The sequence below is a fragment of the Clostridium sp. CM027 genome (assembly GCF_024730565.1).
Taxonomy (GTDB): domain Bacteria; phylum Bacillota; class Clostridia; order Clostridiales; family Clostridiaceae; genus Clostridium_AD; species Clostridium_AD estertheticum_B.
This window is the reverse complement of record NZ_CP077725.1, coordinates 1820272-1844659: the sequence shown is the minus strand read 5'-3', so window position 1 is coordinate 1844659 and position 24388 is coordinate 1820272. Positions and strand designations below refer to the sequence as shown.

The following is a 24388-nucleotide window of genomic DNA, read 5'->3' as shown; positions in this document are numbered from 1 at the left end:
ATTTTTTATAGGGTTTTAATTTCTGCTATTATAACAATAGGTATAGTTATTTAGAATCTTAAAGCTGGAACGGATTTAAGTTATTCATTTTTATTAATTGAATTCTCGAAATGAGAACTTATCAAAATTTAAAACAAAGTATGGACTAAATAAACTTATAGATAATAATGATAATAAATTTGAGAACTCAATAAAAATCATGCAATTTATTAATAGAAAAATAAACATATCTACATACAAATAGAATATAATAAATTATGCTTAGAAGGGAGCAGACATTAGATGAATTTAAACGTTATATTGGTGTTAAAAGCTATAATAATAGCTATAGTAGAAGGGGTAACAGAATTTGTTCCTATTTCCTCTACTGGACATATGATCATTGTAGGAGATATTATAAATTTTAAAGGGGCATTTGCAAATCAATTTGAGGTAGTCATTCAATTAGGAGCTATTCTTGCAATTATAGTTTTATATTGGAATAAAATATGGAAGTCAGTTGTGGAATTTTTTCAAGGGAAACCCTCAGGTATTAAGTTTTGGACTAATATTATAGTTGCATTTATACCAGCTGCAGTCTTTGGGTTTGTTCTAAATGATAAAATAGATAAATATCTTTTTAATTCAGGAACTGTAGCCGTGGGGTTAATAGTTGGCGGAGTTCTAATGATTATTATAGAAGGTAGATTTAGGCAAAAGTATACAACGGAAAGTATAGAGAAAATAAGTATTAAGCAATCATTTAAAATAGGTTTTTTTCAATGCTTAGCACTATGGCCAGGTATGTCAAGATCAGCATCGACGATAATGGGAGGTTGGATTTGTGGCGTTTCTACAGTTGCTGCAACTGAGTTTTCTTTCTTTTTAGCGATACCAACTATGGTTGGAGCTACAGCATTAACTTTATTTAAAAGCGGAATGAATTTTAGTAGTGGAGAAATTATAACTTTGGTTATTGGATTTGTAACAGCCTTTTTAGTTGCATTAATTGTGGTTGAAAAATTTGTTTCTTATTTAAAGAAAAAACCTATGAAGGTTTTCGCTATTTATAGAATAATTGTTGGTGTAGTTTTGCTATTATTAATTAAAATTGGTACTATTTCATTATAAATAATAATATTATGGCAATTAGATCATTACATGATTCGCTACATAGATTCGAAGAAGATTTAAATTAATGTTTTCTTGATTTAAATAAAAAAACTAGGTAACTAGTTTTTTTTATTTATGTTCGTGCCATCGCTTATAAGTATAATATTTTTATCTAAATCAGTTCTATAGACAATAGAATTTATCTTTTTCAATTTAGCTAAGGTTCCTTTATTTGGATGACCATAAGTGTTGTAAGTTCCACAACTTATTACAGCAATTTTTGGAGAAACTTTATTTAGAAATTCTTGTGAGGTTGATGACTTACTGCCATGATGAGCTACTTTAAGCACCTGAGATTTTAAATTGTAACCATTGTCTAGTAGTTCCTGCTCAGCTAGGGACTCTATATCACCTGTAAATAAATAAGTTGAATTTTTATAAGATACCTTTATTGTACAGGAGTAATTATTAGTATTTTCATAACTTGTTTTATTAGGTGATAGCATAACGCATGTTGTATTAGGGCCTAAATCTAAAGATATATTAGGGGCGGATACTTTTATTTTAAGATTTTTATTTCTTAGAGAATTGATCATATCAACAAATGACTGCGAGGAAGATATGACTTTAGGGGCATAGAATTCATCTATATCGAAGGTTTTAATTATTTTAGCCATACCGCCTATGTGGTCTTCGTGGGGATGAGTTGCAACTACATAGTCAAGTTTTTTAACATTATTTTTTTTTAGATATCTAATTAACTTTTGAGTTGAATCAACGGTGCCACTGTCAATTAGTAAGTTTTTATTATTTACTTGAACAAGTATACAATCACCTTGTCCTACATCAATAAAATGAGTAACCATATTATTTTCTAAATTTAAGTTAGTTTTTATAGTAGATTTATGACATATAGTTACACAGACAGATATAAAAACTAAGACGGTACAAAGTAAAATATATTTTAACCAGGTTTTCTTTGGCATATGATTAATCTCCTATGAAATATTTGAAGCATATAAATGATTTTATCCAATTATATAAAAAAATATCAATATCCAAGGACAAATTTGAAATAAGTCTTATAAACTAGTATAATTATAGTTGTAATTCAATCGTAAAATGAAAGGAACAGTGATATGAGAACTATATATTTTTATTTGTGTTTTATTATCAATTTGATCGGTAAAAGCTTTGAGAAGATAAAATTTAATAGCATAAAAAAACATAAAACTAGAGAAGAGGCAGATGTGTATATATTCAAAGTAGCTACGAAGTGGTCTAATTTTGTGCTTAGGGTTGCAGGATTAAATTTAACAGTCGTAGGAAAAGAAAATATACCAAATGAGCCTTGTGTTTTTGTGGGAAATCACCAAAGTAATTTTGATACACCAGTAATATTATCTAATATGAATAGACTTACTGGTGCAGTTGCTAAAAAAGAAATGAAAAAAATACCAATAATGAGCTATTGGATGAGGCAAATACATTGTGTATTTATGGATAGGGAAAATCCAAGAGAAGCTTTGAAGGCAATTTCGGAAGGTGTTCAAAATTTAAAGAATGGATATTCTATGATTATTTTTCCAGAGGGTACGAGAAGTAGAAGTAACAGCTTAGGTGAGTTTAAAAAAGGTAGTATGAGGCTAGCAATAAAGGCTGGGGTACCTATTGTTCCTATAACATTTTATGATACTTATAAAGCGATGGAAGGTAATAATGGGAAAATTAAAAAGACAAATGCTAAGCTTATAATAGATAAACCTATATATATTGAGGGTATGTCAAAGGAAGAAAAAGTAAAAATTTCAGAGGTAGTACAAAATATAATCCAAAATAATTTAAATAAGGAACGTTAGGAAAAATAGATTTATATGGTTACTTGTTATTTATTTAAATGCCCTAAAGCTGAAGTAATATAAAAGAAGCTGAATTTGAAACTTCAGCTTCTTTTATATTGTATAGAAATATTTATTTGAAAATTATTTAACCTCAGTTCTATCGCTGTCGCTAGCTCTGTCTCTTCCTAAGAAAGATAAAGAGTATAGACCGCATAAACCTACTAGAGCGAAAATAATTCTCGTAAATGCTGTTCCAGTGCCAAATAAGCTTGATACTAGGTCAAATTTGAAAAATCCAATTAGTCCCCAATTTATAGCGCCTATGATAACTAATACTAGTGCAGTACCATCTAATGCTTTCATTGTAAACATCTCCTCTTTCATAAGTCTTAGTATTATTGTTTACAATTTTTAAAAAATTATTACTATATTAAAAAAAAAATATTTAATTTCCCCATGTATTTAATAGTGGATTATTAATAATATGTTAAATAATTAAGTACAGTTCTTATTAAATACTGCTCACAGATATTTTGGTATAAACTTTTTTTAAATACAAATATAAATAGATAAATTAATGCATAAGCTATTGATATATATTAAAATATGTTTGATAATGTATAGTATACATTTATTTATAGAAAGATAGTGTTAACATTATCTATAAAAAAGGGAGGGATAAAATATGAATATCTTAATACAAATACTTAGCGTTGTTGCATTTGCAATTATTGTTCTTGTAATATATAATGTTTTAAAAGCTTATGTACTAGATAAGTTAAATATTAACAAGTGGATAGTACTTTTATTAGCTATTGCAATATATGTGGTTCCTGTGCTCATATGGCCTAATATTATAAATCATGCAACTTACTATGTAATGACAGGAATATCTGCTATTATGATTTTATGGTTTACGGATTTATCAGGTTTTTTAAAAAATTCGAATATTTTTAAAAAAAATTCAACAAGCATAGGTTCTGCAAATATTAATGCTAAAAAAGATAAGAAGGACGATGTAGTAATTAGGTCCAAGGCTAAACCTAATAGGAATAAAAATAATAAAAAATAATAAAAAGGAGTACAAATTTCCATGGGGAATTTGTACTCCTTTTGAATGTGTCTATATATATAATATTTAATACTTTTTAACTGTCACAAAATAATTGTGAGATTTTGGTTTGTTGAAGCTAACTACATCCAGTAGTAGTTCCACATTCAAGGCAAACTTTACAAGTACCGTTTCTAACAAGCCTAGTACTTGAGCAATGAGAGCAGGTTTCAGAGTATAATCTTTCCCCTTGGATAGTGTCTGTGCTTATGTTAGTAGGGGCGAGGACATTCTCAGCGTCTGCTAGGCCAGTTGAAATTTCAGTCTCACCAGGCATTAGTGGATTTTTAGGTATATTAGCGTTGTCGTAATTTTCAGGTTTGATTTGACATCTACTATAATCTCCTAGTTCTATATCAATAATCTTACTAATTAAATCAGATATAGAAGAAACAGATTTAATATAAGGATGCTTTTGTACAAAACCATAAGGTTCAAATTTTTGTCCGCGAAGCATTTTAGAAATGGCTTGCGCAGGTACATGATGCTGAAGCATTACTGAAATTGCCTTTGAAAGAGAATTCAATAATCCAGTAATTATAGTACCTTCCCTATCTGTAGTTATATATATTTCAGAAATTTCTCCGTTTGAGCGCCTATTTATCGTAGTATAGACTTTTACATCATCAATTTGAGCAGGATGAGTAGTTCCATAACGTATTCCAATTGGCTTTTCTCTTGTGGAGTGGTTTGAAGTTTCTTGTAATGACTTTGCTTTCTTTAAAAGAGCCTCGTATGATAAATCCTCAAGTAACAGTTCTTTGTCAACAGATAAAGTAGTGTTTAAAGGTTGACTTGCTTTTGAACCATCTCTATATAAGGAGATACCTTTCACGCCTAGCTTCCAAGAATTTAATATCACTTCTTTAAAGTCTTCTATGGTAGCATTTTTAGGTAGATTTACAGTCTTTGATATAGAACCTGATATCATTGGGGTTATTGCCGCCATCATGAGAACATGTCCCATAAATGAAATATATCTTTTTCCGCTACCGCATTTGTTTGCTGTATCGAATATAGGCAAATGTTCTACCTTTAAATGTGGAGCACCCTCAATTTTTCCATCAATGATTTTTTCATATTCAAAGCCGTTTTCATCAACCTTTTCTTTTCTTAGAATATAATCAAGAATATCATTTGTTTCACTTTCGGAATATCCAAGGTTATCCAATGAGTCTTTAATTACAGGATTTACGATGGTCATAAATCCACCACCAGATAATTTTTTATAAATAAAATGGCTGAAATATGGTTCAACTGAGGTTGCACCACAATCCATTGCAAAAGAAATAGTGCCAGTAGGAGCTAGAACTGTAACTTGAGCATTTCTAAACCCATATTTTTCACCACTGCTTAGTACTTTTGACCAACAGTTTTTTAAGGTTTCACTTATATTGCTTAGGGAATCATTACCTAAAATATCATGGTTAACTTTTATAGGATCATAATTCAAATGTTCATAGTTACTATTTAGAGCTCCAGCAGCTCTTGCATGATTCCTTATAACTATTTGCATATGTTTTTTGTTGATTTCATATTTTTCAAAAGGAGCTAGTTCTTTTGAAAGTAGGGATGATACATAATAAGCCTGTGCAGTCATTATTCCACTTAGCGCTGCAGCTATATTTCTAGCATCTTCTGAGTCATAGGCATAGCCCATTACCATAAATAAAGAAGCTAAATTTGAAAGCCCAAGACCTGTGGTTCTAAATAAATAACTTTTCCTTGCTATATCTTCAGTTGGAAACTGGCCCCAATGAATGGAGGATTCAAGGACTAATTGAGTAAGTCCTATTAGATGGACATATCCATCAACATCAAATTTATTAGTCAAAGCATCATAAAATTTATAAATATTAATAGAAGCTAAATTACAAGAGGTATCATCTAAAAAAGCATATTCTCCACAAGGATTAGTCGAATTAATTCTATTATGTTTAGCATTAACTACTCCATCTTCTCCACCGGGGCAAGTATGCCATGCATTAAAGGTGTCATCAAATTGAGGCGCTGGATCAGCACATTGCCAAGCAGCGGTATTAAAGGTATCCCATAGCGTCTTAACACTTATGTCTGCATCAACTGTGGAATCGCATCTCCCTTTAAGAGTAATAGTCTGATTAGGATTTTTCGATAAGGTATCAACTTTCATCATAAATTCATCTGAGAATCTTATGGAGTTGTTTCCATTTTGGCCAGATACAGTCTCATAAGCCTCTCCTTCAAAGCTACCATCATAACCCATTTTAGTAAGAGCGCGTACTTTATCTTCTTCTTTAGCTTTCCAAGTCATAAACTCCATTATTTCAGGGTGATTGATATCAAGGCATAGCATCTTAGCAGCACGCCTTGTAGTTCCACCAGATTTTATAGCTCCAGCATTTCTGTCAAGTCCTCTTAAAAAACTCATAAGACCTGATGAAACTCCACCACTAGATAAGCTTTCACCTATACCTCTTATGGATGAGAAGTTAGTTCCGGTGCCAGAGCCACCTTTAAATAATTTAGTCTCTGTTACATACTGCTCAGAGATTGAATGATTGCCAAGTAGTTTATCTTGGATTGATAGAATGAAACAAGCTGAAGCTTGAGTCCTTGTATAAGCATCTTCGCTTTTAACTATCATTTTTTCTTTTTCATCGTAATAAAAATTATCTAATGATTCGCCTTTTATACCATAGGATAGGTTAAGGCCCGTATTAAACCATTGAGGAGAATTTGGTGCAAACATTTGATTTAAAAATGCATATATTAATTCATCATAAATAATGCTTTTTTCCTCTTGAGATTTAATAATAGTCTCATCAGTCAAGGATTCACACCAAAAATTAACAAGTCTATGAGCTACCATTTTCATACTATCCTCATAACCTTGCTTATTATTAACACCAGATTTTCTGAAATATTTTGAAGCAATAATATCGCAAGAATTTTGAGAGTAATGCTCTGGAAATTCTAAAGCCTTCATATCTAAAAGCACTTTATTTGTTTTATGGTCTTTTAAAAAAACATTTACCTTTTTCCATTTGAACAAATCAAAAACAGTAATAGTTTTATCTTTTTCTAATTCCTTTGTATAAAATCGTTTGATTAAATTTTTTATCTCCGCCATAATTAATACTAGCTTAAAAAGCTAGTATATTCACCTCCTATTAGTTGCATGATAATTAAGATTAAGTCTAAATTATGTAAAACATACTTCTGTATGGTTGATATTACTACACTAAAAGATTTTCTTGATTATTTAGTTTAATTATTATGTGTTATATTAGTATAACACCATATGTAGTAAGTAGAAAAAGAATTATAACTACAGATGGTATTATATAATAGAATCAAATAAAAATCAACATTAAATATTAACCAAAAATATGACGAATAAACGGCAAATTTATATAATATAGTAGTATAATAAATACATATTTATTATTATGTAAAATAATAAATCTAAAAGTTTATTATTATGTAAAATAATAAACCTAAAAGTTTATTATTATGTAAAATAATAGACTTAAAAGTTTATTATATGTAGAAATAAACTTACGTATTTATTATTTTGGAAGAGGTGATGATGAAATTATGATACATCAATTTGATGGAAAAATACCTAATGTACATAAACATTCTTATATTGCTTGCAGTGCAGATGTTATAGGAAATGTGTCTATAGGAGAGTACAGTAGTATTTGGTTTGGAGCTGTATTAAGAGGCGATATGAATTCCATGTCTATAGGTTCTTATACAAATATTCAAGACAATTGTACAGTACATAATGATGATGAATTTCCGGTTAATATTGGAGAGTATGTAACTATAGGACATAATGCCATAATACATGGTTGTAAAATTTCAAGTTATGCTTTAATTGGAATGGGAAGTACTATACTAAATGGAGCAGAAATAGGGGAGTATACTATAATCGGCGCTGGTAGCTTAGTTACTCAAGGAAAGAAAATACCCTCAGGGGTTCTTTGTATGGGAGTGCCGGCAAAGGTCATTCGCGAACTAACTACAGAGGAAAAGGAAGGATTAAAAAAATCAGCTCAGCATTATGTAGAGCTTTCAATGAAATATAATACAAAACAAATAAATGACCATACCTTAATTTAGATTGTTATAGAGCGCGAAAAATGATAATATTAAATGGAATAGAAAAGGTGACAGATGAGCAGAAATATAAATACATGTTTATAGAAAATATTTAGTACAATATGTTGATAAATTTAACAAATATATAGATTGGTCAAAAGTTTAAAAAAGGTAGGAGATAATAAATGATAAAAATAGGAGAATTTAATAATTTAAAAGTAGTTAGGCGAGCAGAATTTGGGTACTATTTGGGCGCAGAGACTGAAAACACTAGTGATGATATATTATTGCCAATGAAAAGCACTTTAGGTAGAGCACTTAATATTGATGATGAAGTTGAAGCCTTCGTATATAGGGACTCAAGTGATAGGTTAATTTCAACTTTAAAAAAACCTCTTGCAAAGGTTGGTGATTTAGCCTACCTTAAAGTAATTGACATGACTGCAATAGGAAGTTTTGTAGAAATTGGTTTAGAAAGAGACGTATTAGTTCCTTTTAAGGAGGAAAATTACAAATTAGAAACAGGCAAAAAATATCTTTTTTATATATATTTAGATAAGACTGGAAGAATAGCGGCCACTACTTTTATTGATAAATATTTATACGATACAGATTCATATGATATTGATGAGGAAGTGGAAGGAACAGTATACGGAATCCAGACTAATGGTACAGTAATGATAGCTATTGATGATATTTATAGGGCGGTTATTCTAAGAAATGAGAATTATATGAGTGTAATACCAGGAGATAGATTAAGTGTACGAGTGAAAAAATATTATGAAGATGGCAAAATGGACGTAACAGCAAGAAAACCAAGACTAGAAGAAAGAGATGTAGTTGAGGAACAAATAATAGAATACTTAGATAAAAGTGATGGCTTTATGCCATACAATGATAAAAGTTCTCCAGATGATATAAAGAAAGTTTTTAAAACAAGCAAAAATGCATTTAAAAGGGCATTAGGAGGACTTATGAAAAATGGGCTAATCCATCAAGATGAAGAAGGTACTAGATTAAAGTAATTAGATATATTTATAATAGTAAAAGGCTGATGAGTTAACTCATCGGCCTTTTACTATTTATATTTTAGATGAACTACGTTTAAATATCTTTACAATTTCATTAAAAAGTAATGGCATTAAGGCTAAAATAGTAACGATACCCCAATCTGCTAAACTTAAAGCATGAACACTAAAAGCATTTGCTAGAGGTGGAATAGTTATTATCAAATCTTGTAGCAGTATACCTAAAACTATAGCTGCAATTAAATATTTGTTTGAAAATAAACCTATTTGGAATATGGATTTTTTATTATTTCTCATATTTAAAGAATGAACAAGCTGAGAAACACTAAGTACTACAAATGCCATAGTTTGTGCATGTTTTAAAGCATCTTGTGAAATGTTTTGAGGGAATAGTGGGAATAAGTTAGTTATGCCACTATAATATTTTGCACCTATTATAAAGGCTGCTAAAGTTACTAAACCTATTAACAATCCGTTAAGAAGTAAACTTAATGTTGAACCTTTAAATAAACCATCTTTTTGGTTGCGTGGTTTATACTTCATTACGTCGGGGTCGCCAGGATCTACACCTAAAGCTAAAGCTGGAAGCGTATCTGTAATTAAGTTAACCCATAATATATGGATAGGTCTAAGTGGCGATGCCCAACCTAAAAGTATTGCAAGAAATAAAGCAATAATTTCTCCAACATTACAGGAAATAAGAAATACTACAGTTTTCTTGATATTCGTGAAGATATTTCTTCCTTCCTTTATAGCGGAAACGATAGTTGAAAAGTTATCGTCTATTAATATCATATCAGCAGCACCTTTAGCTACATCAGTACCTGTTATACCCATGGCTACACCTATATCTGCCATTTTCAGGGATGGCGCGTCATTTACTCCATCACCAGTCATTGATACAATATTTCCTTTGGATTTAAGAGCATTTATAATTTTTACTTTATGCTCTGGAGACACTCTTGCGAATACCCTTATATTATCAATTTTACTATTTAGTTCTTCATCTGAAAGTTTATCAAGCTCAGAGCCAGACATAACTGCTAGGGGATCTTTAGTAATATTAAGGTCTTTCGCTATAGCAAAAGCTGTGTTTTGGTGATCGCCGGTTATCATTACAGTTTTTATTCCGGAATTCGTGCACACAGAAATAGAATCCTTAACTTCCAGTCTAGGTGGATCTATCATACCTACCAGGCCAATAAGTATTAAATCACTTTCTAAAGAATCAATATCCACATGAGATGTTGGAAGAATTTTATAAGCTGCGCCTAGAACTCTTAAAGCATCATCAGACATTTTATTAGACACATCTAATATTTCTTTTTTTATGACTGGAGTAATTTCTATTATATTGCCTTTAATACAGGCTTTAGTACATAGTTTTAAGAGATTATCAATAGCCCCTTTTGTCATTACATAATATTCATTATCATATTTATTTACAGTAGTCATTAATTTTCTATCTGATTCAAAAGGAATCTCAGCGATTCTTTTATGGATTTTTTCTAAATGGTCTTTAAATATATTGTAAGTTACCCCAGCTACTAGTAAAGCAATTTCAGTTGGGTCACCTGTTTTTGAACCCTCAGAGTACGTAGCATCATTACATAAAATAAGATTCTCAAGTAAGAGCTTATGCTCATTGTCATTAATGTTTAAATTGGTTATATTACCTAAGAGGCCATCTGTATAGAATTTTGTTACAGTCATTTTATTTTGAGTTAATGTTCCTGTCTTGTCTGAACATATAATATTTACTGAACCTAAAGTTTCAACTGCGGGTAATTTACGTACAATTGCATTCTTCTTTATCATTTTTTGAACGCCCATAGCAAGTACTATAGTGACTATTGCAGGAAGACCCTCAGGTATCGCAGCTACTGCTAAACTAATAGATGTAAGTAACATTTCAAAAATATCTCTTTTTTGAAGAACGCCTACTATAAACATAAGAGCACATATAAACAACGCACCTATTCCTAGGTATTTTCCAAGTTCAGCCAGTTTTTTTTGAAAGGGGGTCTGGTCGTCTACTTTTTCATCTAGCATTTTAGCAATTTTACCTAGCTGAGTATTCATTCCAGTAGATACGGCAATGCCTATACCTCTACCATAAGTTGCGAGTGTTGACATGAAGAGCATATTCTTTTGATCGCCGAGTGGAATATCATCACCAGTTAAGACCAGGGATGCATCTTTATCTACTGGCACAGATTCTCCTGTAAGTGTAGATTCTTCAATTTTTAAATTTGCAGTTTCAATAAGCCGTAAATCGCAAGGCACGTATCTTCCAGCGTCAATAATAATAATATCACCGGGTACAACTTCGTTAGATGGAATTTCTTTTAACTGCCCATCGCGTCTAACTACAGCCTTAGGTGTAGATAATTTTTTTAGTGCATCAAGAGCTTTTTCAGCTTTTGACTCTTGAATAATTCCGACTGTAGCATTAATAACAATTACAATAGCAATTATAACTGCATCACTTGTTTCACCAAGGAGGGCAGAAATTACAGCAGCTGCAATTAAAATATAAATTAAAATATCATTTAATTGGGAAAAAAACATAGATATTAAAGTTTTAGGCTTTTTACTTTCTAACTCATTTAGTCCGAATTTTTCTCTTTTTAGGGCTGTTTCTTTTTGAGAAAGTCCTGTTAGTGGATTGGAGCCTAATTCTTTTAGAACTTCCTCTATAGTTTTGTTAAAAAACATAAATACCACCTCGTGTATAGTATTTGTTGTTACCGTTTAATTTATTAAAAATAAAATACAATACCTAATATTCCTGAAATTATTATTACTAAAATTGGATGGAGTTTATTAGTTAATAATATTCCTAAAATTATAATTCCAATTATTATACTTTTAATATCTTTATATGATTCCCTTCCCATGGATAAGAATACAGAGATTATAAGGCCAATTAGTGCAGGCCTCATACCGGATAGTGCGGCCTTCATTATATAGGATTCCTTAAATTTTAAAATATAGTGATTAGCTATGGAAACTAAGATAAAAGAAAATGAAACTACGCCTAGGGTTGCAGAAATAGCACCGAGTACTCCAGAAACTTTATAACCTACAAAGGTAGCTGAATTTATTGCTATAGGTCCCGGAGTCATTTGTGATATACCAATAATATCAACAAACTCTTTAAAGGTAATCCAATTATTAGTGGATACAATTTCTCTTTCGATAAGTGGAAGCATAGCATAGCCTCCACCAAAGCTAAAGGCACCTATTTTAAAGAACGATAGGTAAATTTTAATTAAAATAGACATTTACTTCACCTTCTTTCCAAGAAATATAATCCCGTATAAACCAGATAAAAGTATAACTATAACAGGGTGTACATTAAAAAATAATATACTTACCATAGAAATTAAGATTATAATAAGATTTACATAGCTTTTCTTTAAAGATTTGGATAAGCTTACTACAGCTATGAGTATAAGAACTGGTACTGCAGCCGAAATGCCTTTGAAAACTAAATCAACATAATAATAATCTCTAAATTGCATAAAGAAAACTGCAATGCATAATATTATGAAAAATGAAGGTAAAATCACACCTAGAAGCCCGATGATAGCGCCAAGTAGGCCGTTAATTCTATAACCAATAAATATACTACTATTAACTGCTAAAGCTCCAGGAAAAGTTTGGGAAACAACAATTATATCCATGAAATCTTCTTTTGAAAGCCATTGTTTTTTACTTACAACTTCAGTCTCAATGAGTGGTATCATTGCATAACCTCCACCAAAGGTAAAAGCTCCAATTTTAAAGAAAGTCCAAAACATATTAAGTAATCTTTTCGTTTTTCTCACCTCAAATAGTTTAAATTTTTGATTATATCAATAGAAATGCCCTTAAAAGTATGAACCTATACTTTTAATCTATAATAGTTACCATATAAGTATACTATTATAAAAAAAATAGGCAAATATATAAACACTATTGATGAAATTTCAGGATTAATTGTAGATATTTATAAATGAAAAAGTACACATATTTTGTAAAGGTTGTTATATAAACTTCACAAAATATATGCACTTTTTTCAGAAATCTAAAGGAAAGAATTAAAACTAGCATCTGACGGCATTCTAAGATCTCCTCTTGGGGATACACTTATAGTTCCTACTTTTGGACCGTCTGGCAGAGCTGAACGTTTAAATTGTTGGGTAAAGAATCTTTTTATAAATTTATCTAACCATTTGCGTATATCTTTTTCGCAGTAATCAGCTTTGAAGGCTTCCTTAGCTAAAAATAATATTTTACTTGGCGAAGTACCTTGCTTCATAAAATAATAAAGGAAAAAGTCGTGTAATTCATATGGTCCTACTATGTCTTCAGTTTTTTGAGTTATTTGACCGTTCTTATCTTTGGGTAGAAGTTCAGGACTTATAGGAGTGTTAAGGATATCTAAAAGAATGTCTGTTACTTCCTTTGAAGCTTCTTTATCTGCTACATATTTAACTAAATATCTCACCAAAGTCTTAGGGATTGAGCAGTTTACGGAATACATAGACATATGATCACCATTATATGTGCACCAACCTAAGGCGAGTTCTGATAAATCTCCAGTACCTATTAAGAGTCCACCTTCCTTATTTGCAACATCCATAAGAATTTGAGTTCTTTCTCTCGCTTGAACATTTTCATAAGTTATATCATGTTTTTCCACTGGATGATCTATGTCTTTAAAATGCATCAGACATGCATCTACTATATTAATTTCTCTGAGTTCTGTTCCTAAATTTTTACATAGGTTTATTGCATTCATATAAGTCCTATCTGTAGTTCCAAAACCAGGCATAGTTATAGTAATAATATTTTTTCTGGGTATTTTTAACAGGTCGAAGGTTTTAACTATAACGAGTAATGCTAAAGTTGAATCAAGCCCACCAGAAATCCCAATAATAGCCTTGTTAAGACCAGTATAAGAGAATCTTTTAGCAAGGGCTGAGGATTGAATATTAAATATTTCCTTGCAACGTATTTCACGTTTATATAAATTAGAAGGAACGAAAGGATGCTTATCAATATTTCTATCAAAAACGCCAAAACCTGCACTCCCAAATTCAAAAGGAATTTCACATGCTTCAAAAGGGCATATAGAAATGCTATTTCTAAAACTGGTATTTTTTAATCTTTCACTGTTTAATTTATCTATATCAATAATTGAAGTAACAACTTCATTTTCTCTTTGAAATCTATTATTTTCTTTTAATACTAAACCATTTTCGCTAATTAAAAGATGGCCACTGAAAAGTAAATCTGTAGAGGATTCAAAAACACCAGAGGATGCATATAAATAAGAACACATACATCTTGCGCTCTGGGATGAAACTAAGGATTTTCTATAATCAGCTTTGCTAACTAATTCATTTGATGCAGATAGATTAGCAATTATATTTGCACCTTGAAGAGCTAAATAGCTGCTTGGAGGAATAGTTACCCAAAGGTCTTCACAAATTTCAAAACCAAATTTAATATTGCCACTGGTAAATAATAAATTTGTCCCAAAAGGGATGCCTTTTGCAAAAGAAAGGTTTACGGTTTTGCTTATGAGGCCAAGACCTTCAGTAAACCATCTTTTTTCATAAAACTCAGAGTAATTTGGAATATAGCTTTTTGGTACTATTCCTAAAAGTTTACCATTAAATATTATATAAGCACAATTATATAGAGAATTGTTATAGTATAAAGGAGACCCTACAGCAATTAGGATATCTTTATTTTTAGAAAACTCACATAGAGATTTAATTGCATTTTCAGATTTTTCAATTAGCTGATGTTGTAAAAATAAATCCGCACATGTGTAAGCTGTTATGCAAAGTTCTGGGAAAACTATGAATTTTGATTTCTCATCATAAGCCTGATTAATGCAGTTTCTTATGTTGATTAAGTTAAATTCTATATCTGCTACATTTACAATTGGACAAGCAACAGAAACCTTTATAAAAGAAGTTTCCAAACTAATTCACGACCTTTCTTTAGTTTTTCAAATATAGTATATGTAAAATTGACTTTAAATAATAAATATTTACTGAAATTATATCATATTAGCTAGATTAGTAGGGTCGGTTAATGATTATTTTACCATTATTTTTTATTGCCTTTTTAATAGTTGTTAACTGTCCCTTGCTATTGTGACAATTTTAATTGTGAAGAGAATGAGAGCAGACATGAGAAAGAAGAAGTCTAAAACAATAAGAAGATGTATAATGCACTAATATTAAACTTTATTAAGTTTAATATATAAAACATAAAATATATAATTATTGTAGTAACATAATAAAATTGTATTATAAAATGCACAGAAGATGTATAATTAAGATAGAAGTTAGTAATACGTAGTTGAAAAGAGCGTATAATATTAAGTGATATTCGTAAGGGGGTACAACATGAACTGGACGCCGATGATATTTTGGATAGTTGTAGCATTAGCAGCATTAGTTATTGATATTACAACTAGTAGTTTTATGTTTATATGGTTTGCTGTAGGTGCAATGGCGGCAATAATTGCTATTGGGCTAAGTGCATCAATAATTGTTCAAGCAATTGTTTTTGTAGCAGTTAGTGCAGTGGTTATGGCTGTGGGTTATCCTATAGTCAAGAAAACTATAAAAAAAACTGTGAAAAAAACTTTAACTATGGAGGAAGGGTATGTTGGGAAAGAATTTACAATAACAAAAGATATTGATGAAAAAGCAAACATTAAGTTTCAAGGGATTTATTGGACTGTAAAAAATGTTGGAAAACCTTTGAAAAAAGGTGAATCAGTTCAAGTTATCGGTATAGAAGGGAATAAATTACTAATAACTAAAGTATAAGATATATTAAAATATAAGGGGGAATTTGTAATGGGAATAGGAACAGTTATAGGCTTGTTTATATTATTTGTAATAGTTATAATGATTTTATCATCGATTAAGATTGTTAATACTGGATCTGTGTATTTAGTAGAAAGATTTGGTCAGTTTCATAGGATACTAGAACCAGGCTGGCATTTTACAATTGTATTTGCAGATTTTGTTAGAAGAAGGATTTCTACTAAGCAGCAAATATTAGACATACAACCACAGAATGTTATAACTAAGGATAATGTTAATATATCGATTGATAATGTTATATTTTATAAGGTTATTAACTCAAGGGACGCGGTCTACAATATTGAGGATTATAAATCAGGTATAGTTTACTCAACTATAACTAATATGAGAAATATCGTGGGAGATTTGACTTTAGATGAAGTATTATCAGGAAGAGATAGAATAAATTCTAAGCTTCTTGAAATAATCGATGAAATCACGGATGCTTATGGAATAAAAATATTATCTGTAGAAATTAAAAATATAATTCCACCGGCTGAAATTCAACAGGCTATGGAAAAACAAATGAGAGCAGAGAGAGATAAGAGAGCATTTATTCTTACAGCAGAAGGTGAAAAACAAAGTCTAATTGAAAAAGCTGAAGGACATAAGCAAGCTCAAATATTAAATGCAGAGGCTGAAAAACAAGCAAATATTAGACATGCAGAAGGAATGAAGGAATCTCAACTTCTTGAAGCAGAGGGTAAAGCTCGTGCTATAGAGACTATTGCAATTGCAGAAGCAGATGCAATAAGAAAAATAAATACAGCTATTATAGAGTCAGGTACAAATGAAACAGTAATAGCATTAAAACAGATAGAAGCTCTTAAAGAAATGGCAAAAAATCCAGCTAATAAACTTATACTTCCAAATGAAACATTGTCAAGTTTAGGCAGTATAGCAGCCATAGCTGATATGTTAAAAATGAATAAGAACTGTGAAAATAAATCAATATAAAAGAAAGCCTGAGCGATCAGGCTTTCTTTTTATTTTTTGAATGAGATTTATTGTTTTTTTTCTGAACTGAATAACCAAATTTTCCTAAAGCGTTAGAATTAACACTAAAATACTCGCCATGAGAATAGGTAATAAGATCTGCCTTTTCAAAATGAATTTTTCCAGAAGCATCTATTAAGCTATTATCTACATGAGTATTCACAATTTCAGCTAAAAATAAATCATGGGTACCTAAAGGTGTAATGCTTTTAACTTTGCACTCTAAAGCTATTGAGCATTCAGAAATTAGAGGCGCTATGACATCCTTGCCATTTTCAATAGTGAAGTTCATTTCGTGAATTTTATCTATTTGCTTACCAGAGCGTACCCCGCAATAATCAACTTCACGAACCATTCTAGAATTAGGTAGATTTACTACAAAGTCACCACTTTCTTTTATATATTCATAAGAAAGTCTGTCGGGTCTTATGGCTACAGTTATCATTGGTGGTTTAGTACAAGCCATTCCTATCCACCCTACTGTAAAAACGTTTATTTTTCCCTCTTTATTTTTTGAGGTGATTAATACCACGGGAACAGGGTTTAACATTGCACTGCCTTTAAATATAGTTTTTGTCATATATTTTCACTCCTATATCTTTATATTGTATAACATTACCCATTATACAATACCTTAAAAGATTTATACAGATGAGAGTAAATTGATTTAAAGAAGTCTTTAAAAAAGGTTATTAATAATAATTTTTTGATAATATGGTATAATAAGTGTATATAAATATAGGTATGGTGATAATTATGACGATGGCAGGAAAAATAATATATGGTTTTGGAAAATTAGTTGGAAATACCGCGGGATATAGTGTTAAACTAACGGGTAATGTTATATCATCTATAGCGGAAATCTCAGGAAACGAAAAATTAGCCATAAACACTAAGGAGTATGCTACGATAGCTTCTAAAGGGATTGATAAAGCTGTGAAAATAACAGCAGCAGTAACCGCTGTTGTAATAGATAAAACTATTGATGTAGCTTTAAACACTGCACAATATATTGAAGAAAACGCTGTGGAAACAAAAGTGCGGGTTTATGGGCAATCAGAGAAATTCTACGATAAAGATAAATATATAGAGGTTAACTATGAGGTCCTGGAGAAATAAATGGTAATATGTTAAAAAAGATACTTTAATGCAATATTAATTAATTATTTAAATAATATTACTTTGCAAATATATAGTTTAGTGATATAATTTATATGAGAGTAAATGTGAAATATGAAATATTGCTAAAAAAAATGAGAGCTACACTAACCAATCTGTTAAATAATGGATTAATTAGTGTGGCTTTTTGTGTTTAACGACATTTCAGAAGGAAAGCCTTCCGCTTATATAAGGGGGAGTTCAATACTATAACAAAGAGAAAACTTCAGTGGGAGTATAAATCTCCTTCTGAAGTCGCTAATATTGTAGCGACCCAGGAGATGATTTAATGACATTTCAAAATATAAATAGGGGATGAAGTTATGATAGTAGAAAATTTTAAGTTTAAAGATAAGGGTGACTTAGAGATATTTGTGTACAAATGGCTACCTAATGTGAACGTACAAATTAAGGGGATAGTTCAGATAGCTCATGGAATGGCAGAGACAGCAGCTAGGTACGAAAATTTTGCAAGTGCGCTAACAAATGATGGGTTCATTGTTTATGCTAATGACCATAGAGGGCATGGAAAAACTGCAGGCGAAGTCCGAAAACTAGGAGAATTAGGTGAGAATGGATTTAATTCGATGGTTGAAAATATGCATGAACTAAATGAGAAGATTAAAGAAGAAAATCCTAATTTACCTATATTTTTATTTGGGCATAGTATGGGATCTTTCTTAACACAAAGATATATTTGTTTATATGGAAGTGGATTAAAGGGGGCAATTATTTCAGGATCCTGCGGCAAACAGGGAATTATTATAGATATAGCAAGACTAATAGCAAAAAGAGAGATTAAGAAAAATGGAAAAATTGCAAAAAGCAAGAAACTAGATAGGTTATCTTTTGGAAGGTATAACAATTCTTTTAAACCAAATAGAACAGCATTCGATTGGTTAAGTAGGGATAACAAACAAGTAGATAAATATATAGACGATCCATTCTGTGGGACGGTTTTTACAACGGGATTTTTCTATGATTTTTTAGGTGGACTAAAGGGTATAGCTGACGACAAGGAAATTAAAAATATTCCTAAAGATTTACCCATTTATATTTTCTCGGGAGATAAAGATCCCGTAGGAAAGAATGGAAAGGGTGTTCTAAAACTGGTTAAGACTTATAAACGACATGGGATCAAGGATTTAACTTATAAACTTTATAAGAATGGAAGACATGAGATGCTTAATGAAACCAACAAGGAAGAAGTAATTGTGGATGTAATAAGATGGATTAAGGAACATTGAGTTTATTATAAAATAGTAAAAGCAACAGGAGACATGGGTATTGTCTACTGTTGCTTTTAATTTTAAGAAATATCTATTGAAAATTTAATTTAACTTAATAACTTCTGTAGAGTGAACTTGTGAATATTATATGTTTACAAGTTGCAAACGTCAATATATTAATTAAGATTTATTTAATATGGCACTAAGAATATAAAGGGAGTTGCCTACGTCATGATAACTTTGCTTTAGTTCGACCTTATAGCCTAATTCAATTGCCGAATTATATAAATGACTAAGCCCTATGCCCATATCTATACGGTTGGTGTCTTTAAGCATCTTTTTAGTTAAAATATTTCTGTTATCTAGATATAAGTCAAATTTATTATTGTTAATTGATAATTTCCAAGGTTGAGAGTTAATTGCAGAGGGGGCATCAATAAGTGATTGTATTATAGTTTCATATTGATTTTCATAATCACCAGTAACTAGTTTGATTTTATCAAATCTCTTTCTATTTACAACTGGTTTTAATTGAGAAGTTGGGTACCCAAAAGCAACTAAAATTATATAACTTTGTTTGTCTTTTACTTTGAATATTGTTTTAAATAACTCCTGTTTAATCGCACTTCCTAACCAACAAGTTCCAATACCAAGCTCTGTTAACTTAAGAACTATTTCCTCACCAATGAAGCCTATATTCTCTAAATGACCTTCCTTAATTTCGGAAGTAAAGGCTAAATAATGTGGAGCTTTAACTTTTGTATATTTGGAAATAAGACCTTTAAATGTATCCGTAATTTTTTCACCATCTTCAATTAGTAATACTTCCATAGGTATATTGTCAAACAAAGGTTTAGCATCATTTATAATAGTTTTAATCTTTTGCAAATGTTCCCCGGATATTTTTTTATCTTTATAATTTCTTATGGATTTTCTTAAATTTATAGCTTGTATCATAATAAATTCCTCTACTTTATCTAAATTTTCGACTGCTATTTAATATTACAGCATCGAATATGATGAACGGCTGCACAGGTGACAATTAAACTCTAGACAATGCTTTTTTGCTGCCGATTACAAGTACTAAGACAAAGACAGAAGTCAGGGCTATAGTTCCCCCAGGGGCACAGTTTATGTAGTAAGATATAAGAAGTCCTAAAATTATGTCAATAAATCCGAACATTATTGAGTAAAGTAGGGTATGCTTAAAACCTTTATTGAGCTGCAGTGATGTTGCTACAGGTAACGCTATCATAGAGGACATAACAAGTATTCCAAGTATTCTTAGCGATGCTGAAATAGTAGCGCCTACGAGTAGCGCAAAAACATAGTTAATCACCTTAACTTTTACACCAGAAACCTTAGCACCCTCTTCATCGAAGGTAATATATAATAATTGATTATATAAAGAAAGTAGAGTTACTATAGAAATAATACTAAGTACAAGCATTATGTATAAATCATTTTTTGTAACAGTCAGAATGCTTCCAAATAAATAAGAATTAACATTGGCACCTGCTTTGCCTGTACTTACTAAAGTTATACCAACACCTACACTAAATGTAAGTAAAATTGCCAAAATCAATTCTGCGTATTTTTTATAATAATCTCTTAAAAATTCAATAGATAAACCGCATAGAGCTGTAAAAACAAAAGCACAAATTATGGGGTTATATCCAAGAACTAAGCCAATAGCCACCCCAGCGAAGGAGGCGTGCGACATAGTATCTCCCATCATGGAATACCTTTTTAATACAAGAAAAACCCCTACAATTGGGAACAAAATAGAAATTAAAACTGATGCAATTAAAGCATTTTGCATAAAACCATATTCAAACATAAAGTAATGTTACCCCCTTTCTTCATTTAATTTGTTTTTATAATTATGTATATTATAAAGTATTCCGCTACCATTACCCATTTCAAAAATATCAGTTGAATTATCTAATGCAGCTTTTAAATTATGTTCTACAGAAACAACTGTAATACCTAGGTTTTTATTTAAGCCTTTAATAATTCTATATATATCTTCCATACTTTGAATGTCTACACCAGTAGAAGGCTCATCTAAAATTAATAACTCAGGGTCACCAATTAAACTTCTAGCAATAAAGATTTTTTGTTGCTGACCTCCAGAAAGATTTCCAATAAGCGTATGAGTATGACTTTCCATACCTACAGCTTGCAGACTTTTTAAAATTAAACTTTTATCTTTAAGCTTTAATACTTTCCTGTGGCAATTTAGCATCTCATAAACTGTTATAGGAAACTGCGCATTAAAATTTTCAACTTTTTGCGCTACATATGCGATTTTAGAAGTAAATATAATAATTTGACCACTATTAGGTTTTAATAAGTTCAATATTAATTTAACTAAAGTACTCTTGGCACTACCATTTTCACCTAGTATTGAGACGTAGCTACCTTTTTCAATTTTAAGATTAACCTTATCTAATATATATGGCTTTGAATTTGTATATGTAAAACATAAATTTTTTATGTTAATCATGTAAATCCTCCTCACTAATTCTTTCAGTTAACAACTATTAATTATTACAAAATTAACTATGCAAAAGGCAATAATAATATGTGCACAAAAATAGTAGCAACAAATAGTATACACCCAAATGCGAATAACTTGCAATAATCTCTTAGTGTTATTGGTAAATAAATATATTAATATTTTTCATAAAATTTATATAATTGGTAAAACTGTATATGGCGATACTTAATTTAAAAGTATATATAATATTGTTTAAGTATCTACCAATAAGAGATACATGTTTATATGTATTAAGAAAGGTAGTGTTATTTTGAATAAAAACGAAATCTCAGCTCATGTTATTAGTAGAGTAGCGAAAGACAATCAAGGAGAAATTACAGCTTACGAACTTGAAAATGGAGAAATAGTTTCAAAAGAACAAGCAGTGCTGCTTGCAAAACAAGGAAATATAATTGGAGTATCTGTCTCAACTTCAAAAAAAGGTGAAGAATTTTTAAAAAGTCTACCTGATCAAGATAAATCCAATAATTTAGACAATTTACCAGTTATAGATGATAATGATATCTATTAAAAACATTAAAAAACAGGGATAACGAATGTCCCTGTTTTTTAATGTTTTTAATGAGGGACGGTTAACAACTAATTCACATTAGTTGTTAGCTGTAATTTATATCCAAAAAGTTTTTCCTTTGAAAAAGGGGGAAGGTGTGTTTAAATGTGTTAATATTATGTAATAACTATATAAGCAGGAGGGTAAACAAATGGTATTGCTAAACAACACATTACAGTGCATTAAACCACTAAATAAAGAGGCTATGAAAAAAGCGTGGGATAGACTTGATAGTTTATCAAAACCTATAGGAAGTCTTGGTGAAATAGAAAATATTATAGCTAAGATGGCAGGGATTACTGGAGACATACATAATAAAATTAATAAAAAGAATGTAGTTATAATGTGCAGCGATAATGGAGTGGTGGAAGAAGATGTGTCTAACTGTCCTAAAAACGTAACGGCTATAGTTACTAATAATTTCACTAAAAAAATCACGGGTGTATATGTTTTATCAAAATTTGTTGGAAGTGAGATTACAGTTGTAGATATAGGCGTTGATGCAGACTTTAACAATCCTAAAATTGTAAATAAAAAAATTGCATATGGTACCATGAACATGATGAAGGGGCCCGCAATGACTAGGGAGCAAACAATTAAAGCTATAGAGGTTGGAATCGATACAGTTGATGATTTAGCGCGTAAGGGGTATGATTTGTTTGGTACCGGGGAAATGGGGGTAGGAAATACTGCCACAAGTGCAGCAATTTTGAGCGTTCTTTCAGGACTTGAAGTAGAGGTGTCAGTAGGTAAAGGTTCAGGAATTACGCAGGAGCAATTTATTAATAAAAAGAGGGTAATTAAGAAAGCTATTGAAGTAAATAAACCAGATAAAAATGATGTTATCGATGTACTTTCAAAAGTTGGAGGATTTGATATTGCGGGACTATGTGGGTGCTTCCTGTCAGCTGCGAAGAATAGGGTGCCTATTGTTATTGATGGATTTATAGCCTCAGCAGCTGCATTATGTGCTTATAGACTAAACCCATTAGTGAAGGAATATATATTTGCATCTCACTTATCTGCGGAACCGGGGGCAGCTTTTATAATGAAGGAAATAGGATTAAAACCTATGCTTAATTTGAACATGAGACTGGGGGAAGGGTCAGGTTGTCCACTTGCTTTTAATATAATTGAGGCGGCGCTTTTCACTATGGATAATATGGGGACATTTGAAGAGGCAACGCTTGATAGTAAAAAGTATATAGATATAAGGGAGAATACCGTAGGGTAAAATTTAGGTGTGAGAATTTATGAATATTTATTTGTTAAGACATGGCCAGACTGAAGAAAATAGAAAAGGGTCTTATTATGGTAATTTGGATATAAGTCTAAATGAAATTGGCATAGCTCAAGGCAATAAGGCTAAAGATTTCTTTGATGGCATAAAATTAGATAGAGTATACGTTAGTGATAAAAAAAGAACTTTAGAGATGGCAAAGTTAGTTTTAGGACAACAGGAAATTGCAGTTATACAAGATAATAGAATAAATGAAACTGATTTTGGAGATTTTGAAGGGAAAACATACGAGGAAATTAAAGTTTCATATCCCCAACAGTGTATTTGTTGGCAAAATAATTGGAAAGAATTTGTACCTCCGAATGGAGAAAGTTATATTAAACTATGTGAAAGAGTTAAGAACTTTATGGAGCATATTAAAAAGCTAGAATGCGATAATATTTTAATATGCGCTCATTCGGGAGTCATAAGAGCTATATATTGTTATATTATGAATGAAAATATAGATTTGTTTTGGAAATTTGGTTGTAAAAATGGGGATATAAGCATTATAAAATATGAATATGGTAATTTATATATTGATGCTATTATTCATAATGCATAGTTAGAA

The 24388-nt window shown here is 30.7% G+C and carries 23 protein-coding genes; 12 read left to right on the top strand and 11 right to left on the bottom strand.

Annotation, left to right across the window (positions count from 1 at the left end):
* The first annotated feature begins 282 nt into the window (after positions 1-282).
* Positions 283-1110 (top strand): undecaprenyl-diphosphate phosphatase, encoded by an 828-nt coding sequence (locus tag KTC92_RS08790; protein ID WP_220286431.1) that lies wholly within the window; start codon positions 283-285, stop codon positions 1108-1110.
* A 101-nt stretch (positions 1111-1211) separates the two neighbouring features.
* On the opposite strand, the gene KTC92_RS08785 is transcribed toward KTC92_RS08790, so the two are convergent.
* Positions 1212-2078 carry a ComEC/Rec2 family competence protein gene (locus KTC92_RS08785; RefSeq protein ID WP_216302752.1) on the bottom strand — a complete coding sequence of 289 codons (867 nt, stop codon included), beginning with the start codon at positions 2076-2078 and terminating at the stop codon, positions 1212-1214.
* A gap of 153 nt (positions 2079-2231) precedes the next feature.
* On the opposite strand from KTC92_RS08785, the gene KTC92_RS08780 reads away from it, so the two are divergent.
* Entirely contained in the window at positions 2232-2951 is a 720-nt protein-coding gene (locus KTC92_RS08780) for a 1-acyl-sn-glycerol-3-phosphate acyltransferase (protein WP_220286430.1), read from the top strand.
* Positions 2952-3074: 123 nt separating this feature from the next.
* Here KTC92_RS08780 and KTC92_RS08775 read toward each other — a convergent pair whose 3' ends face one another.
* On the bottom strand, positions 3075-3296 hold the full coding sequence (locus KTC92_RS08775) for a DUF378 domain-containing protein (RefSeq protein ID WP_165411517.1): 222 nt from the start codon (positions 3294-3296) through the stop codon (positions 3075-3077).
* A 322-nt stretch (positions 3297-3618) separates the two neighbouring features.
* Between KTC92_RS08775 and KTC92_RS08770 the strand changes: the two genes are divergently transcribed.
* The gene (locus KTC92_RS08770; RefSeq protein ID WP_216302754.1) at positions 3619-4005 is read left to right on the top strand and encodes a hypothetical protein; all 387 of its coding nucleotides are present in this window, start codon (positions 3619-3621) and stop codon (positions 4003-4005) included.
* 118 nt (positions 4006-4123) lie between these two features.
* On the opposite strand, the gene KTC92_RS08765 is transcribed toward KTC92_RS08770, so the two are convergent.
* Complete coding sequence (locus KTC92_RS08765; RefSeq protein ID WP_220286429.1) at positions 4124-7156, bottom strand: vitamin B12-dependent ribonucleotide reductase; 3033 nt, start codon at positions 7154-7156, stop codon at positions 4124-4126.
* Between the two features lie 467 nt (positions 7157-7623).
* On the opposite strand from KTC92_RS08765, the gene KTC92_RS08760 reads away from it, so the two are divergent.
* Both KTC92_RS08760 and KTC92_RS08755 read left to right on the top strand, forming a co-directional pair.
* Positions 7624-8154: a gamma carbonic anhydrase family protein gene (locus KTC92_RS08760; protein WP_220286428.1), complete on the top strand. Its 531-nt coding sequence runs from the start codon at positions 7624-7626 to the stop codon at positions 8152-8154.
* Positions 8155-8318: 164 nt separating this feature from the next.
* The gene (locus KTC92_RS08755; RefSeq protein ID WP_220286427.1) at positions 8319-9158 is read left to right on the top strand and encodes a S1 RNA-binding domain-containing protein; all 840 of its coding nucleotides are present in this window, start codon (positions 8319-8321) and stop codon (positions 9156-9158) included.
* A 57-nt stretch (positions 9159-9215) separates the two neighbouring features.
* On the opposite strand, the gene KTC92_RS08750 is transcribed toward KTC92_RS08755, so the two are convergent.
* From KTC92_RS08750 to KTC92_RS08735, 4 genes are all read right to left on the bottom strand, one after another.
* Positions 9216-11879, bottom strand: coding sequence for a cation-translocating P-type ATPase (locus KTC92_RS08750; RefSeq protein WP_220286426.1), 2664 nt, complete (start codon positions 11877-11879; stop codon positions 9216-9218).
* Between the two features lie 44 nt (positions 11880-11923).
* Complete coding sequence (locus tag KTC92_RS08745) at positions 11924-12448, bottom strand: chromate transporter (RefSeq protein ID WP_165411523.1); 525 nt, start codon at positions 12446-12448, stop codon at positions 11924-11926.
* Positions 12449-12967, bottom strand: a complete 519-nt coding sequence (locus KTC92_RS08740; protein WP_216302766.1) for a chromate transporter — start codon at positions 12965-12967, stop codon at positions 12449-12451.
* A gap of 266 nt (positions 12968-13233) precedes the next feature.
* A complete protein-coding gene (locus tag KTC92_RS08735; protein WP_220286425.1) occupies positions 13234-15144 on the bottom strand; it encodes an NAD(+) synthase in 1911 nt (636 codons plus the stop codon).
* A 430-nt stretch (positions 15145-15574) separates the two neighbouring features.
* Here KTC92_RS08735 and KTC92_RS08730 point away from each other — a divergent pair, with 430 nt between their 5' ends.
* Positions 15575-16003 carry an NfeD family protein gene (locus KTC92_RS08730; protein WP_220286424.1) on the top strand — a complete coding sequence of 143 codons (429 nt, stop codon included), beginning with the start codon at positions 15575-15577 and terminating at the stop codon, positions 16001-16003.
* A gap of 30 nt (positions 16004-16033) precedes the next feature.
* Positions 16034-16999, top strand: a complete 966-nt coding sequence (locus KTC92_RS08725; RefSeq protein ID WP_216302762.1) for an SPFH domain-containing protein — start codon at positions 16034-16036, stop codon at positions 16997-16999.
* Between the two features lie 16 nt (positions 17000-17015).
* On the opposite strand, the gene KTC92_RS08720 is transcribed toward KTC92_RS08725, so the two are convergent.
* Positions 17016-17618, bottom strand: coding sequence for a flavin reductase family protein (locus KTC92_RS08720; protein ID WP_220286423.1), 603 nt, complete (start codon positions 17616-17618; stop codon positions 17016-17018).
* Positions 17619-17800: 182 nt separating this feature from the next.
* Here KTC92_RS08720 and KTC92_RS08715 point away from each other — a divergent pair, with 182 nt between their 5' ends.
* Complete coding sequence (locus KTC92_RS08715) at positions 17801-18157, top strand: hypothetical protein (protein ID WP_220286422.1); 357 nt, start codon at positions 17801-17803, stop codon at positions 18155-18157.
* Between the two features lie 362 nt (positions 18158-18519).
* On the top strand, positions 18520-19443 hold the full coding sequence (locus KTC92_RS08710; RefSeq protein WP_220286421.1) for an alpha/beta hydrolase: 924 nt from the start codon (positions 18520-18522) through the stop codon (positions 19441-19443).
* A gap of 162 nt (positions 19444-19605) precedes the next feature.
* On the opposite strand, the gene KTC92_RS08705 is transcribed toward KTC92_RS08710, so the two are convergent.
* From KTC92_RS08705 to KTC92_RS08695, 3 genes are all read right to left on the bottom strand, one after another.
* Positions 19606-20382, bottom strand: coding sequence for a nitroreductase family protein (locus KTC92_RS08705; RefSeq protein WP_216303399.1), 777 nt, complete (start codon positions 20380-20382; stop codon positions 19606-19608).
* A gap of 85 nt (positions 20383-20467) precedes the next feature.
* On the bottom strand, positions 20468-21265 hold the full coding sequence (locus tag KTC92_RS08700; protein WP_165411532.1) for a metal ABC transporter permease: 798 nt from the start codon (positions 21263-21265) through the stop codon (positions 20468-20470).
* 9 nt (positions 21266-21274) lie between these two features.
* On the bottom strand, positions 21275-21934 hold the full coding sequence (locus tag KTC92_RS08695) for a metal ABC transporter ATP-binding protein (RefSeq protein WP_220286420.1): 660 nt from the start codon (positions 21932-21934) through the stop codon (positions 21275-21277).
* 304 nt (positions 21935-22238) lie between these two features.
* On the opposite strand from KTC92_RS08695, the gene KTC92_RS08690 reads away from it, so the two are divergent.
* From KTC92_RS08690 to cobC, 3 genes are all read left to right on the top strand, one after another.
* Entirely contained in the window at positions 22239-22499 is a 261-nt protein-coding gene (locus tag KTC92_RS08690; RefSeq protein WP_258280749.1) for a DUF3892 domain-containing protein, read from the top strand.
* Between the two features lie 190 nt (positions 22500-22689).
* Positions 22690-23772 carry a nicotinate-nucleotide--dimethylbenzimidazole phosphoribosyltransferase gene (gene cobT / locus KTC92_RS08685; RefSeq protein ID WP_216303402.1) on the top strand — a complete coding sequence of 361 codons (1083 nt, stop codon included), beginning with the start codon at positions 22690-22692 and terminating at the stop codon, positions 23770-23772.
* Positions 23773-23791: 19 nt separating this feature from the next.
* Positions 23792-24382, top strand: a complete 591-nt coding sequence (gene cobC / locus KTC92_RS08680) for an alpha-ribazole phosphatase (RefSeq protein WP_220286418.1) — start codon at positions 23792-23794, stop codon at positions 24380-24382.
* Positions 24383-24388 lie beyond the last annotated feature (6 nt).

Excerpts from the sequence above, each read along its gene's own strand:
- KTC92_RS08700 (WP_165411532.1), bottom strand. The coding sequence starts at position 21,265 with ATGTTTGAATATGGTTTTATGCAAAATGCTTTAATTGCATCAGTTTTA.
- KTC92_RS08760 (WP_220286428.1), top strand. The coding sequence starts at position 7,624 with ATGATACATCAATTTGATGGAAAAATACCTAATGTACATAAACATTCT.
- cobC (WP_220286418.1), top strand. The coding sequence starts at position 23,792 with ATGAATATTTATTTGTTAAGACATGGCCAGACTGAAGAAAATAGAAAA.
- KTC92_RS08710 (WP_220286421.1), top strand. The coding sequence starts at position 18,520 with ATGATAGTAGAAAATTTTAAGTTTAAAGATAAGGGTGACTTAGAGATA.
- KTC92_RS08720 (WP_220286423.1), bottom strand. The coding sequence starts at position 17,618 with ATGACAAAAACTATATTTAAAGGCAGTGCAATGTTAAACCCTGTTCCC.
- KTC92_RS08775 (WP_165411517.1), bottom strand. The coding sequence starts at position 3,296 with ATGAAAGCATTAGATGGTACTGCACTAGTATTAGTTATCATAGGCGCT.
- KTC92_RS08745 (WP_165411523.1), bottom strand. The coding sequence starts at position 12,448 with ATGTCTATTTTAATTAAAATTTACCTATCGTTCTTTAAAATAGGTGCC.
- KTC92_RS08770 (WP_216302754.1), top strand. The coding sequence starts at position 3,619 with ATGAATATCTTAATACAAATACTTAGCGTTGTTGCATTTGCAATTATT.
- KTC92_RS08715 (WP_220286422.1), top strand. The coding sequence starts at position 17,801 with ATGGCAGGAAAAATAATATATGGTTTTGGAAAATTAGTTGGAAATACC.
- KTC92_RS08730 (WP_220286424.1), top strand. The coding sequence starts at position 15,575 with ATGAACTGGACGCCGATGATATTTTGGATAGTTGTAGCATTAGCAGCA.
- KTC92_RS08765 (WP_220286429.1), bottom strand. The coding sequence starts at position 7,156 with ATGGCGGAGATAAAAAATTTAATCAAACGATTTTATACAAAGGAATTA.
- KTC92_RS08790 (WP_220286431.1), top strand. The coding sequence starts at position 283 with ATGAATTTAAACGTTATATTGGTGTTAAAAGCTATAATAATAGCTATA.
- KTC92_RS08750 (WP_220286426.1), bottom strand. The coding sequence starts at position 11,879 with ATGTTTTTTAACAAAACTATAGAGGAAGTTCTAAAAGAATTAGGCTCC.
- KTC92_RS08695 (WP_220286420.1), bottom strand. The coding sequence starts at position 21,934 with ATGATTAACATAAAAAATTTATGTTTTACATATACAAATTCAAAGCCA.
- cobT (WP_216303402.1), top strand. The coding sequence starts at position 22,690 with ATGGTATTGCTAAACAACACATTACAGTGCATTAAACCACTAAATAAA.
- KTC92_RS08705 (WP_216303399.1), bottom strand. The coding sequence starts at position 20,382 with ATGATACAAGCTATAAATTTAAGAAAATCCATAAGAAATTATAAAGAT.
- KTC92_RS08740 (WP_216302766.1), bottom strand. The coding sequence starts at position 12,967 with ATGTTTTGGACTTTCTTTAAAATTGGAGCTTTTACCTTTGGTGGAGGT.
- KTC92_RS08780 (WP_220286430.1), top strand. The coding sequence starts at position 2,232 with ATGAGAACTATATATTTTTATTTGTGTTTTATTATCAATTTGATCGGT.
- KTC92_RS08785 (WP_216302752.1), bottom strand. The coding sequence starts at position 2,078 with ATGCCAAAGAAAACCTGGTTAAAATATATTTTACTTTGTACCGTCTTA.
- KTC92_RS08725 (WP_216302762.1), top strand. The coding sequence starts at position 16,034 with ATGGGAATAGGAACAGTTATAGGCTTGTTTATATTATTTGTAATAGTT.
- KTC92_RS08755 (WP_220286427.1), top strand. The coding sequence starts at position 8,319 with ATGATAAAAATAGGAGAATTTAATAATTTAAAAGTAGTTAGGCGAGCA.